This window comes from Pseudomonas fragariae (ex Marin et al. 2024), from assembly GCF_059621105.1.
Genome location: NZ_CM184369.1, coordinates 2,351,882 through 2,364,122, shown reverse-complemented (window position 1 = coordinate 2,364,122; position 12,241 = coordinate 2,351,882). Strand labels below are relative to the sequence as shown.

The following is a 12,241-nucleotide window of genomic DNA, read 5'->3' as shown; positions in this document are numbered from 1 at the left end:
CACGCGCCATCTCGGTTAACATGCGCGCACAGCATGAATCATCGCGATGGTCGGACTGCCTTGTGCAGCCGGACCGATTCGCGACCACCGGGCGAACAGGCATGGACGCATCAATCGAACTACCTCCGCCGTGCCTTGCGCGCGAGGCGCACAGCCGATGAAGTTTCGGCACTGGGACATCAATACCCGCACGCAGATCATCAGCCTTGGCCCTGCCCTGTTGCTGACGGCTTTGCTGATCAGCTTTTTTACCTTCGTACGTATTCAGGACCTGCGTCAGGAGCTCAATCACACCGGGCAACTGATCGCCAATCAACTGGCGACCGCGGTCGAGCCGGGCGTGACCACGGGCGATATCGAGGGGCTCAAGGCGTTGATGCGCGCCACCCTGTCCATGCCCAGCGTTCGCTATGTGGAAATTCAGGACAGCTCCAATACCGCCGTGATCTACATAGACCAGCCGCGTGAAAACGAGCAGCAGACCCGGCAGATGGAAGTCTTCCTCGCCCCCGTCCAACCGCAGCGCACCACCATTCACGGCAATCCCGGCGCGCCGGCCGCAGGAAAAGGCCAACCCGCGCAGGGCGCTTCACAGAGTTATCTGGGGCGGGTTCTGGTGGGCATGTCCAGCGAAGCATTCAGCCGACGTCAGCAGGAGATACTGCTCAAGGCCGGCGTCCTGGCGATGGTCGCCTTGTTGTTCGCCTTTCTGCTGGCGCGCAGCCTGGCCTTGAGCCTGTCCAGACCCATCAGCGATATGGGCGAAGCCCTCAAGGCGATTCAACAGGGCGATTACCACACGCCCATGCCGGTCAGCGATGACGCCGAGCTGGGCGCGCTGGCGCGGCACATCAACAACCTGGCAGAGAACCTGCATCGCGCCAGCCTCGAGCAGCAGCGCTCGGTGGCACAACTGATCCAGACGCGGGAAGAAGCCGAACAGGCCAACCGCGCCAAATCGGATTTTCTGGCCATGATGAGTCATGAGCTGCGTACCCCCATGAACGGCGTACTGGGCATGCTGCAGTTGCTGGAAACCACGCACATGACCCATGAGCAGAGCGAGTACGCGACGCTGGCGACCGAATCCACCGAGCATCTGCTGCGGGTCATCAACGACATCCTCGACTTTTCCCGCATTGAGCGCGATGCCCTGCAAATGGAAGGCATACCGTTCAACCTGGCTGAGCTGGTCAGCGCCTCGACCCACGCCTTCAACCACAGCGCCGCGCAACGCAACCTGCTGCTGGAGCTGCACATTCAGCCAGGCCTGGAGACCATGAACGTCATAGGCGATCCGACCCGCATTCGCCAGATTCTGGTGAACCTGATCGGCAACGCACTTAAATTCACCGAGCGAGGCAAGGTCTGCGTGGACGCCAGGTGGGCAATGCTCGACGATGAGCGGCTGCACTTTACCTGTGCGGTACAGGACAGCGGCATCGGTATCGACGCCGAGCGACTGGAATCGATGTTCGATGCGTTCAAGCAGGCCGATAGCTCCATTTCCAGGCGTTACGGCGGCACGGGGCTGGGGCTGCCGATTGCACGGACCCTGGCCGAACGCATGGGCGGCACCTTGTACGCCGAGAGCAAGGAAGGTTCGGGCTCGTTGTTCACGCTGCAGATCCCCCTGCCCCTCTCGCGCGATGCCTCGGTGGCTATTGCCAAACCGCTGTCGATACTCGATGCACATGGCCGGGAGCGCAGTATCCTGCTGGTCGAAGACAACCCGGTGAACCGCACGGTGGTGCAGGCCATGTTGCGTAATCTGGGATGTGAGGTCGATATCGCCGTCGACGGGGCCGAAGCGGTGATGAAGGCACGTGCAGGCAACCACGCGCTGATTCTCATGGATTGCCGACTGCCGGTCATGGATGGCTACGAGGCCACCCGTCGAATCAGGCAACTTTCCGGGCTGGAACGAATCCCAATCATTGCCCTGACAGCCAACGCGTTACAGGGGGACCGGGACGCCTGTTTGCAGGCAGGAATGGATGATTACCTGCCAAAGCCCTTCAAACATGCTGATTTACAGCAGGTTTTACAGCGCTGGCTGTCCTTTGAAGCACCTGCGACTGGCGATAAATGTTAAATTACGGCAGTCTTGGCATCCAGATCGGCCAGCAAAATCGGCTGAATGACAAAATTCAGTGTACAGGTGTACCTTGATTTCACCTGCGCTGTGACTTTCATTACAACGCAACAGTCTATGAGTAGGCTGCCGGACAGGGTCCTGGCGAAATTATCGCGCCAGGACTGGCGTTCGGGCCAGTGGCGCCACAACCTGCCGCACAAGATTATTGAGGAGCTCGCATGACCAAACAACACGCCTTTACCCGGGAAGACCTGCTGCGCTGCAGTCGTGGCGAGCTGTTCGGCCCAGGTAATGCGCAACTGCCCGCCCCCAACATGCTGATGGTTGATCGCATCACGCACATCAGCGACGAGGGCGGCAAGTTCGGCAAGGGTGAGTTGGTCGCCGAACTGGATATCAATCCGGACCTGTGGTTCTTTGCCTGCCACTTCGAAGGTGATCCGGTCATGCCCGGATGCCTGGGCCTCGACGCCATGTGGCAGCTGGTTGGCTTCTATCTTGGCTGGCAGGGCAACCCCGGCCGTGGCCGCGCCCTGGGTTCAGGCGAAGTGAAGTTTTTCGGTCAGGTTCTGCCTACCGCCAAAAAAGTCACTTACAACATCCATATCAAGCGCGTCCTGAAGGGCAAGCTGAACCTGGCCATCGCCGACGGTTCGGTGAGTGTCGACGGTCGCGAAATCTATACCGCCGAAGGCCTCCGGGTCGGCGTGTTCACTTCCACTGAAAATTTCTAAGGGTACTCGCATGCGCCGCGTCGTTATCACTGGTCTGGGTATTGTTTCCTGCTTGGGCAATGACAAAGACACCGTCACCGCTAACCTGCGTGCTAACCGCCCTGGCATCCGCTTCAACCCGGAATATGCCGAAATGGGTCTGCGTAGCCAGGTTTCCGGCTCCATCGACCTGAATCTGGAAGAACTGATCGATCGCAAGATCTTCCGCTTCGTCGGCCATGCGGCAGCCTATGCCTATCTGGCGATGAAAGACGCCATTACCGATTCGGGCCTGACCGACGAGCAGGTTTCCAACGTGCGTACCGGTCTGATCGCCGGCAGCGGCGGCGCCTCGACCCTGAACCAGATGGAAGCGCTGGATACCCTGCGTGAAAAAGGCGTCAAGCGTGTCGGCCCTTACCGCGTCACGCGGACCATGGGCAGCACCGTTTCGGCCTGCCTGGCCACGCCGTTCAAGATCAAGGGTGTGAACTACTCCATCTCGTCCGCCTGCGCCACCAGCGCACACTGCATCGGCAACGCTGTCGAGCAGATCCAGCTGGGCAAGCAGGACATCGTCTTTGCCGGTGGCGGCGAAGAAGAGCACTGGAGCCAGTCGTTCCTGTTCGACGCGATGGGCGCGCTGTCCACCCAGTACAACGAGACGCCGGAAAAAGCCTCGCGTGCCTACGATGCCAAGCGTGACGGTTTCGTCATTGCCGGTGGTGGCGGCATGGTGGTTGTCGAAGAACTCGAACACGCTCTGGCGCGTGGCGCGAAGATCTACGCAGAAATCGTCGGTTACGGCGCGACCTCCGATGGCTACGACATGGTCGCACCCAGCGGTGAAGGTGCCATTCGTTGCATGAAGATGGCGCTGGGCGATATCGACTCCGGTGCCATTGACTACATCAACACCCATGGCACCTCGACCCCGGTCGGCGACGCCAAGGAAATGGAGGGCGTGCGCGAAGTATTCGGCGCCAACGCTCCGGCGATCAGCTCCACCAAGAGCCTGTCGGGCCACTCGCTGGGCGCCGCAGGTGTCCACGAAGCGATCTACTGCCTGCTGATGATGGAGAACAACTTCATCGCAGGTTCGGCCAACATCGACGAGCTGGACCCGGTGGTTGCCGACATGCCTATCCTGCTCAAGACCCAGGAAGATGCGAAGCTCGATCTGGTCATGAGCAACAGCTTCGGCTTCGGCGGCACCAACGCCACGCTGGTGTTGAAACGCTGGGCGGGCAAGTAATACTGCTTTTGTCGCAAACAAAGAAGGCGCCTTTCGAGGCGCCTTTTTTGTGAGTCGGGCAAAGTGGCTAGTGTTCTTCGGTATATCTACGGGGACAATGGATCTTCAGAACATCTCTCGCTGCTCATGCTCCAGTATGGGAATGCAGCAGAGGACGCAGAGCGTCCAGAACGGCATGCCCACGGGGAGCATGGGCACGATAGTGTTCTCCGGCGCGCCTGCGAGAGATGGATCTTCCGAACACCTCTCGTTCCTCACGCTCCAGCGTGGGAATGCAGCAGAGGACGCAGAGCGTCCAGAACGGCATGTCCACGCGGGGCATGGGCACGACAGTGTTCTCCAGCACGCCTGCGGGGACAGTGTTCCTTCAGCCGAACACTTCGTTCAGCAGGTCATGCATGGACTTGAACGCGCGACTCGACACTTTGGGATCGTACATCATCATCCCCGGCACGTTGGCGTGCGGATCGGTGAAGGAATGGAATGCGCCGCCGTAGCTGTATAGCTGCCAGTCCACGCCAGCGGCGTTCATTTCATCTTCGAAAGCCGGCAGTTGCTCTTTCGGCACCAACGGGTCAGAAGCACCGTGCAGGACCAGCACCGAGCCCTTGATGTTTTTGGCGTCAGCCGGATTGGGTGTGTCCAGCGTGCCGTGGAAGGAGATCGCGGCTTTCAGCTCGGCACCGGTACGCGCCAGCTCCAGCGAGCAGCAGCCGCCAAAGCAGAAGCCGAACGTTGCGATTCTGCTTACATCCAGCGAAACATCCGCCTGACTCAGCAACTGATCGAGACCTGCCTGCATGCGCTTGCGCAACAAACCACGGTCGTTCTTCAGCGGCGTCATGGCGGCGCCTGCTTCGTCATTGTTACTCGGGCGAATCTGCTGGCCATAAAGATCAGCCAGCAATACCACGTAGCCCTTCTCGGCCACGGCTTTGGCAATGTCTTCGGCACCCTGGCTGACACCCATCCAGTTGGGCGCCATCAACAGACCTGGCTGTGCAGCAGTCGCTTTTGTGTCGTATACCAGGCGGCTTTCATAAGATTGACCATCAATCTGATAGACCACAGAACGAATTTCGATAGTGCTGCTCATTACTGACTCCTGATCGTTGGAGAGATGAAAGACGTGTCGCGGGAACTGAAACAAAAAACCCGCCGAGGCGGGTTTCTTGTCAACCGGCTATCAAACCGACAGTTCTACCAGCAACTTGTTCAGACGACGCACGTAAGCGGCCGGATCCTTGAGGCTGTCACCAGCGGCCAGCGCAGCCTGATCGAACAGGATGTGCGACAGATCGCCGAAGCGGTCTTCGCTCTGTTCGGCATCGAGCTTGCCGATCAACGGGTGGGCAGGGTTGAATTCGAAGATAGGCTTGGAATCCGGCACCTTTTGCCCGCTGGCTTCCAGAATCTGACGCATCTGCAGACCCATATCCTGCTCGCCAATGGCCAGAATTGCAGGCGAATCGGTCAGGCGATGGGAAACCCGCACTTCGCTTACCGACTCACCCAAGGCGGCTTTCAGACGCTCGATCAGGCCTTCCTTGTCCTTGGCGATCTCTTCCTGAGCCTTCTTGTCCTCTTCGGAGTCGAGATTGCCCAGGTCCAGGTCACCACGCGCCACATCCACAAAGCCCTTGCCATCGAAATCGCTCAGGTAGCTCATCAGCCACTCGTCGATACGATCGGTGAGCAACAGCACTTCAATGCCTTTCTTGCGGAAGACCTCAAGGTGCGGGCTGTTCTTGACCTGTGCGTAGGATTCGCCAGTGAGGTAGTAAATCTTGTCCTGACCTTCCTTGGCGCGCGCCAGGTACTCGGCCAGGGAAACGCTCTGTTCGCCGCTGTCGTCGGACGTCGACGCGAAACGCAGCAGACCGGCGATTTTTTCCTTGTTGGCGAAGTCTTCTGCCGGACCTTCCTTGAGGACCTGACCGAAGTTTTTCCAGAAGCCCTTGTACTTCTCGGGCTCGTTTTTCGCCAGCTTCTCCAGCATGTCCAGCACGCGCTTGGTCAGCGCCGACTTCATCGAGTCGATGATCGGGTCTTTCTGCAGGATTTCGCGGGAAACGTTCAGCGACAGGTCATTGGAGTCGACCACGCCCTTGACGAAGCGCATGTACAGCGGCAGGAACGACTCGGCCTGATCCATCACGAACACGCGCTGCACGTAGAGCTTGAGACCACGCGGTGCTTCGCGCTGATACAGATCAAACGGCGCACGCGCAGGCACGTACAGCAGCGAGGTGTATTCCAGCTTGCCTTCGACCTTGTTATGGCTCCAGCTCAGCGGGTTCTCGTAGTCGTGCGCGACGTGCTTGTAGAACTCCTGGTACTCCTCGTCCTTCACCTCGGTGCGCGGACGGGTCCAGAGCGCGCTGGCGCGGTTGACGGTTTCCCATTCCAGCGCCGCAGGCTCCTCGCCTTCGGCTGCCGGAGCCTGCTCTTTGGGCAGCTCGATCGGCAAGGCGATATGGTCGGAGTATTTCTTGATGATGTTGCGCAGGCGGTAGCCGTCAGCGAATTCCTCTTCACCGTTTTTCAGGTGCAGAACAATACGGGTGCCACGATCAGCCTTGTCGACGGTGGCGACTTCGAACTCGCCTTCGCCCTTGGAAGACCAGTGCACACCTTCGCTCGCTGGCGTGCCGGCACGACGGCTGAACACTTCGACCTGATCAGCAACGATGAACGCCGAGTAGAAGCCCACACCGAACTGACCGATCAGGTGCGAGTCCTTCTTCTGGTCGCCCGACAGGTTTTTCATGAAATCGGCGGTGCCGGACTTGGCGATCGTGCCCAGGTGGGTGATCACGTCTTCACGGCTCATACCGATGCCGTTGTCTTCAAGCGTAACGGTCTTCGCGTCCTTGTCGAAGCTCACACGAATTTTCAGCTCCGCGCCGCCTTCCAGCAACTCGGGCTTGGACAACGCTTCAAAACGCAATTTGTCGACCGCGTCAGACGCGTTCGAGATCAGTTCGCGAAGGAAAATTTCCTTGTTGGAATACAGCGAATGGATCATGAGGTGCAGCAGTTGCTTTACCTCGGTCTGGAAGCCCAGGGTTTCCTTTTGAGTTTCCACACTCATAATCATCAAACTCCGATCTGGATGGTATAAGCCGTCACGGTCAGGCAGCAGCCTGTGTGACAGCGGGTAGTCATCAAGGTGGGGGCTGGGTCGGGGATTTCAAGAGCCAATGATGCCTGGAGCGTGTTTCGTGCATCGGGCACGAGGCGAACCAGCCTGCTCGGAGCTTGCCGGAACGGCTCATGACCGGCGCGCTTTGATCAGCCTGTAACGACCGTGAAACAACGCCCTCCATTATTGTCGTCACCGGTGGAACTTAACCCTCGGGGGCAGGCTCTTAGGCTCGTGAATAATCAATAAGGAGAAACACCCCATGCGTAAATCTTTAGCCTATGCCTTGATGCTTTCTGCCACCCTGGGCCTTGCCGCCTGTGACAAAAAGTCCGAAAACACCCAGCAAGATGCCAACAAGGCAGCTCAGCAATCCCAGGAGTCGATGGAAAAGGCTCAGGAAAAAGTGAATGACGCGGCCAAGGAAAGCCAGGAAGCCGCTCAGAAGAACGCTGAAGCCGCTCAGCAGCGCACCAATGAAAACGCCAACAAGGCGCCAGAAGCAGCACCAGCCACCAAGTAAGGCTGAGACGCTCTCAGAACTAAAGAGGCCCGCTTATAGCGGGCCTCTTCATGCAACACGTTTTTTTCCTGCGCAATCGTCTAAAGCACGGCCTTCAAGCCAGCGCCTCGCTGCGCTTGCCCATGACCCTGTCTACCACCACAGCAACTGCCAGCGTGACAACAGCGGGCACCAGCCATGCAAGCCCCTGATCACCCAGCGGCAGATGGCTCAGAACATCGGGCAGCGCGTCGCCGAAACCGGCGCCCTTCAGCGCATCGATCAGGCCGAACACCAGCGAAACCAGCATCACAGGCGCCACCACGCGTCCCTGGCTCTGCCAGAGCTCCTTGCAGAAGCTCAGCGCGACCAGAACGATGCACGGCGGGTAAATCGCCGTGAGCACCGGAATCGAAAACTGGATCAGTTTGGTCAACCCGAGATTGGACACCAGCAACGAGAACACGGCGAGGATGATCACCAGCGTTCTGTAGGACAGCGGCAGCACCTTGGCAAAGTATTCGGCGCAGGCACAGGTCAGGCCTACCGCAGTGACCAGACACGCCAGGGAAATCAGCACGGCCAGGAATCCGCTGCCCAGCGAACCGAAGGTGTGCTGTACGTAGGCATGCAGAACCGCCGCGCCGTTGCTGGCACCTGCCGCCACGGCGTGGCTGCCGGAACCGAGGCGAAACAGGCTGACATACACCAGCGCCAGCCCGACTCCGGCAATCAGCCCGGCAATGATCGCGTAACGCGTGATCAGACGGGGCGATTCGACACCGCGAGAGCGGATCGCGTTGACGATGACGATACCGAAGACCAGCGCCCCCAGCGTATCCATGGTCAGGTAACCATTGATGAAGCCCTGGGAAAACGGTGCTACGGCGTACGCGGGCTCCGCCTCCCCTATTCCGCCTGCCGGCAAGGCGAATGCCGCGATGCCCAGCACTGCCAGCGCGATGATCTTGAGCGGCGCCAGAAAGCGTCCGACGGTATCGAGCAAGCGCCCCGGGTACAGCGAAACCCAGAACACCACCAGAAAATACACCAGACTGTAGAGGAACAATGCCATCGGGGTGTCGCCGGTCAGCGGCGCCAGACCGACTTCGAACGAGACCGTAGCGGTACGCGGAGTGGCGAACAAAGGGCCGACCGCCAGGTAGCAGACGGCAGCGAGCGCCCCGCCGGCGATCTTGCCAATCGGACTGCTCAGGGCATCCATCGCGCCCCCGACCCTGGCCAGAGCGATCACGGTAATGACCGGCAAGCCAACCGCGGTGACCAGAAAGCCCAGCGCCGCCATCCATACATGCGGCCCGGCCTGCAGACCCACTATGGGGGGAAAGATGATGTTGCCAGCCCCGACGAACAGGGCAAATGTCATAAAACCGAGTGCCAGGATGTCCTGGCCTTTCAACACTTTCATTACGAGGGACCACACGGAATCGAAATAAGGGATGGGACGTCACCCATGAATGGGGCAGACGCAGCCCGTCGGCGTAAGACGTGGCAGTACCTTGCGAAACGCCCCTCGTGAGGGCAACGCAAAAACGGCGGACAGGGTAGCCAACTTCGCTGGAAAATGCACTGTCTCAGGGCGAGCCACCCGACGACGCACCTTGAACTGGCAATTGCAAAAGCCGCTGTAAAACCAGAAATGCCTGACAGACCAGCCGTTTCCTAACGGATAGATTGGGCCTCCTCTCTATACCCGGCAGCTTATTTCCATGCCTGACATCACCCATCTGAGCGCGATACCCACACCGACCCTGTTCACGCCGCGCCTGGTCCTGCAGCCCTTGCAGCTTGACGACGCCGCAGCGATGCAAAGCCTGTTCAACCAGTGGGAAGTGGTGCGTTATCTGACTCACCACGTGCCCTGGCCTTATCCGGACGGAGAAGCGCTGCGTTATATCCGCGAGGACGCCTTGCCGGCCATGCAGAACGGTGAGGAATGGCACTGGTCGATTCGCCTTCGCGGCGAACAGGATCATCTGATCGGTGCCGCGTGCATGATGGATGAAGAGGACAACAATCGCGGGTTCTGGCTATCCCCACCTTATCAGGGGCTGGGCCTGATGTCGGAGGTCTGCGTGGCCATCGACCGTTTCTGGTTTGAAACCCTCAAACGCCCCGTGTTGCGCGTGGCCAAATCGGCCTTGAATGAAGCGTCGTGCCGCCTGTCGCGGCGCGAAGGCATGCGCCTTGTGACCGTTCAGGAAGCGCAGTTTGTCTGCGGAACCACACAGGAGCAGATATGGGAGTTGACCCGTCAGGAATGGCAGATGAATAACAATCGATAGACGAAAACAGGACCAGGACGCCCCGCCACCTTTTCACCCGCCCAAACAAAAGCCACCCGAAGGTGGCTTTTGTCGATTACCCGAAAAGCAAGCGAGGCTTACTTGGTCGGCCAACCGGTCAGCTCGGCCAGGGCCTTGCCGATGTCTGCCAGGGAACGCACGGTTTTCACGCCAGCGTCCTGCAGTGCAGCGAATTTCTCGTCTGCAGTACCTTTACCACCCGAGATGATTGCACCGGCATGGCCCATGCGCTTGCCCGGAGGAGCAGTCACACCAGCGATGTAGGAAACAACCGGCTTGGTCACGTGTGCCTTGATGTAGGCAGCCGCTTCTTCTTCAGCCGAACCGCCGATCTCACCGATCATGACGATCGCTTCGGTCTTAGGATCTTCCTGGAACAGCTTCAGGATGTCGATGAAGTTCGAGCCAGGGATCGGGTCACCGCCGATACCAACACAGGTGGACTGACCGAAACCGGCGTCAGTGGTCTGCTTCACAGCTTCGTAAGTCAGGGTGCCGGAACGCGACACGATGCCGACCTTGCCTGGCAAGTGAATGTGACCTGGCATGATGCCGATCTTGCACTCGCCCGGAGTGATGACGCCTGGGCAGTTAGGACCGATCAGGACCACACCCAGCTCGTCGCACTTGACCTTGGCTTCCAGCATGTCGATGGTCGGGATGCCTTCGGTGATGCAAACGATCAGCTTGATGCCGCCGAACGCTGCTTCAAGGATGGAATCCTTGCAGAAAGGAGCCGGAACGTAGATCACGCTGGCGGTTGCGCCAGTGGTGTCTACTGCTTCTTTAACAGTGTTGAACACGGGCAGGTTCAGGTGCGTGGTGCCGCCCTTGCCTGGTGTCACGCCGCCCACCATCTTGGTGCCGTAGGCAATGGCTTGCTCGGAGTGGAAGGTACCTTGCGAACCAGTGAAACCCTGGCAGATAACCTTGGTGTCTTTATTGATCAGGACGCTCATTACTTGCCCTCCGCGGCTTTGACAACTTGTTGAGCAGCGTCGGTCAGGCTGGTAGCAGCGATGATGTTCAAACCGCTTTCTGCCAGTACTTTAGCGCCCAGCTCAGCGTTGTTGCCCTCAAGGCGCACAACAACCGGGATTTTAACGCCGACTTCTTTCACTGCACCGATGATGCCTTCGGCAATCATGTCGCAACGAACGATGCCGCCGAAGATGTTGACCAGTACTGCAGCGACGTTGGCGTCGGACAGGATGATCTTGAACGCTTCGGTAACGCGTTCCTTGGTGGCACCGCCGCCAACGTCAAGGAAGTTTGCAGGCTTGCCGCCATGCAGGTTGACGATGTCCATGGTACCCATGGCCAGGCCGGCACCGTTGACCATGCAGCCGATGTTGCCTTCCAGCGCAACGTAGTTCAGTTCGAACTTGGCTGCGTGAGCTTCGCGAGGATCGTCCTGCGAAGGATCGTGGAAGCCCTTCAGCTTTGGCTGACGGTACATGGCGTTGGCGTCGATGTTGATCTTGGCGTCCAGGCAGTGCAGATCGCCGTCAGCCTTGATCACCAGCGGGTTCACTTCCAGCAATGCCAGGTCATGGTCCTGGAACAGCTTGGCCAGACCGGTGAAGATCTTGGCGAACTGAGTGACCTGCTTGCCTTCCAGACCCAGCTGGAATGCCAGATCGCGACCCTGGAACGGCTGAGCGCCGACCAGTGGATCGATGGTGGCCTTGAGAATCTTTTCAGGAGTGTCGTGAGCGATCTTCTCGATGTCCACGCCACCTTCAGTGGAAGCCATGAACACGATACGACGGCTGGAACGATCGACCACAGCGCCCAGATACAGCTCTTTGGCGATGTCGGTGCAGGACTCGACCAGGATCTTGGTCACTGGCTGACCGTTGGCGTCAGTCTGGTAAGTCACCAGGCGCTTGCCCAACCACTGTTGAGCGAACGCTGCAGCGTCTTCCTTGCTGCGAACCAGCTTTACGCCGCCCGCTTTACCGCGACCACCTGCGTGAACCTGGGCTTTGACGACCCACTCGGTCCCGCCGATCTTGTCGCAGGCTTCTGCTGCTGCTTCCGGGGTGTCTACCGCGTAACCCTTGGATACTGGCAGGCCGTACTCAGCGAACAGCTGCTTACCCTGATACTCGTGAAGATTCATGCTTATTACCGTCTTCGTTTAGGTACTGCGCATTCGGTGCTGCACGTCAGCGTGCCGCACCACCTGTGACCGCTAC

At 59.0% G+C, this 12,241-nt stretch carries 10 protein-coding genes; 5 read left to right on the top strand and 5 right to left on the bottom strand.

The window, feature by feature from the left end; all coding sequences use genetic code 11:
• Positions 1-157 precede the first annotated feature (157 nt).
• The 3 genes from AC54XV_RS10425 (at position 158) to fabB (ending at position 4,066) form a co-directional block, all read left to right on the top strand.
• On the top strand, positions 158-2,095 hold the full coding sequence (locus tag AC54XV_RS10425; protein ID WP_011267381.1) for an ATP-binding protein: 1,938 nt from the start codon (positions 158-160) through the stop codon (positions 2,093-2,095).
• Positions 2,096-2,316: 221 nt separating this feature from the next.
• Positions 2,317-2,832, top strand: a complete 516-nt coding sequence (fabA, locus tag AC54XV_RS10420) for a 3-hydroxyacyl-[acyl-carrier-protein] dehydratase FabA (RefSeq protein ID WP_003316569.1) — start codon at positions 2,317-2,319, stop codon at positions 2,830-2,832.
• 10 nt (positions 2,833-2,842) lie between these two features.
• Positions 2,843-4,066, top strand: a complete 1,224-nt coding sequence (gene fabB / locus AC54XV_RS10415) for a beta-ketoacyl-ACP synthase I (RefSeq protein WP_003406135.1) — start codon at positions 2,843-2,845, stop codon at positions 4,064-4,066.
• Positions 4,067-4,433: 367 nt separating this feature from the next.
• Here the strand turns inward: fabB and AC54XV_RS10410 are convergent, their stop codons facing one another.
• Both AC54XV_RS10410 and htpG read right to left on the bottom strand, forming a co-directional pair.
• Positions 4,434-5,162: a dienelactone hydrolase family protein gene (locus AC54XV_RS10410; RefSeq protein WP_003406137.1), complete on the bottom strand. Its 729-nt coding sequence runs from the start codon at positions 5,160-5,162 to the stop codon at positions 4,434-4,436.
• A gap of 90 nt (positions 5,163-5,252) precedes the next feature.
• A complete protein-coding gene (gene htpG, locus AC54XV_RS10405) occupies positions 5,253-7,160 on the bottom strand; it encodes a molecular chaperone HtpG (protein WP_003406139.1) in 1,908 nt (635 codons plus the stop codon).
• A 313-nt stretch (positions 7,161-7,473) separates the two neighbouring features.
• Here htpG and AC54XV_RS10400 point away from each other — a divergent pair, with 313 nt between their 5' ends.
• Positions 7,474-7,734, top strand: coding sequence for a lipoprotein (locus tag AC54XV_RS10400; protein ID WP_002552985.1), 261 nt, complete (start codon positions 7,474-7,476; stop codon positions 7,732-7,734).
• A 94-nt stretch (positions 7,735-7,828) separates the two neighbouring features.
• Here AC54XV_RS10400 and brnQ read toward each other — a convergent pair whose 3' ends face one another.
• Positions 7,829-9,142: a branched-chain amino acid transport system II carrier protein gene (gene brnQ, locus AC54XV_RS10395; protein WP_003406141.1), complete on the bottom strand. Its 1,314-nt coding sequence runs from the start codon at positions 9,140-9,142 to the stop codon at positions 7,829-7,831.
• A 301-nt stretch (positions 9,143-9,443) separates the two neighbouring features.
• On the opposite strand from brnQ, the gene AC54XV_RS10390 reads away from it, so the two are divergent.
• On the top strand, positions 9,444-10,019 hold the full coding sequence (locus tag AC54XV_RS10390; RefSeq protein ID WP_058398553.1) for a GNAT family N-acetyltransferase: 576 nt from the start codon (positions 9,444-9,446) through the stop codon (positions 10,017-10,019).
• Positions 10,020-10,117: 98 nt separating this feature from the next.
• Here the strand turns inward: AC54XV_RS10390 and sucD are convergent, their stop codons facing one another.
• Both sucD and sucC read right to left on the bottom strand, forming a co-directional pair.
• The gene (gene sucD / locus AC54XV_RS10385) at positions 10,118-10,999 is read right to left on the bottom strand and encodes a succinate--CoA ligase subunit alpha (RefSeq protein WP_003316562.1); all 882 of its coding nucleotides are present in this window, start codon (positions 10,997-10,999) and stop codon (positions 10,118-10,120) included.
• Positions 10,999-12,165 carry an ADP-forming succinate--CoA ligase subunit beta gene (gene sucC / locus AC54XV_RS10380; protein WP_003316561.1) on the bottom strand — a complete coding sequence of 389 codons (1,167 nt, stop codon included), beginning with the start codon at positions 12,163-12,165 and terminating at the stop codon, positions 10,999-11,001. Before sucC ends, sucD begins: the two co-directional genes overlap by 1 nt.
• Positions 12,166-12,241 lie beyond the last annotated feature (76 nt).

What these genes read in the sequence shown, in the direction of transcription:
- AC54XV_RS10425 (WP_011267381.1), top strand. Translation starts at nt 158, where the DNA reads ATGAAGTTTCGGCACTGGGACATCAATACCCGCACGCAGATCATCAGC.
- fabA (WP_003316569.1), top strand. Translation starts at nt 2,317, where the DNA reads ATGACCAAACAACACGCCTTTACCCGGGAAGACCTGCTGCGCTGCAGT.
- fabB (WP_003406135.1), top strand. Translation starts at nt 2,843, where the DNA reads ATGCGCCGCGTCGTTATCACTGGTCTGGGTATTGTTTCCTGCTTGGGC.
- AC54XV_RS10410 (WP_003406137.1), bottom strand. Translation starts at nt 5,162, where the DNA reads ATGAGCAGCACTATCGAAATTCGTTCTGTGGTCTATCAGATTGATGGT.
- htpG (WP_003406139.1), bottom strand. Translation starts at nt 7,160, where the DNA reads ATGAGTGTGGAAACTCAAAAGGAAACCCTGGGCTTCCAGACCGAGGTA.
- AC54XV_RS10400 (WP_002552985.1), top strand. Translation starts at nt 7,474, where the DNA reads ATGCGTAAATCTTTAGCCTATGCCTTGATGCTTTCTGCCACCCTGGGC.
- brnQ (WP_003406141.1), bottom strand. Translation starts at nt 9,142, where the DNA reads ATGAAAGTGTTGAAAGGCCAGGACATCCTGGCACTCGGTTTTATGACA.
- AC54XV_RS10390 (WP_058398553.1), top strand. Translation starts at nt 9,444, where the DNA reads ATGCCTGACATCACCCATCTGAGCGCGATACCCACACCGACCCTGTTC.
- sucD (WP_003316562.1), bottom strand. Translation starts at nt 10,999, where the DNA reads ATGAGCGTCCTGATCAATAAAGACACCAAGGTTATCTGCCAGGGTTTC.
- sucC (WP_003316561.1), bottom strand. Translation starts at nt 12,165, where the DNA reads ATGAATCTTCACGAGTATCAGGGTAAGCAGCTGTTCGCTGAGTACGGC.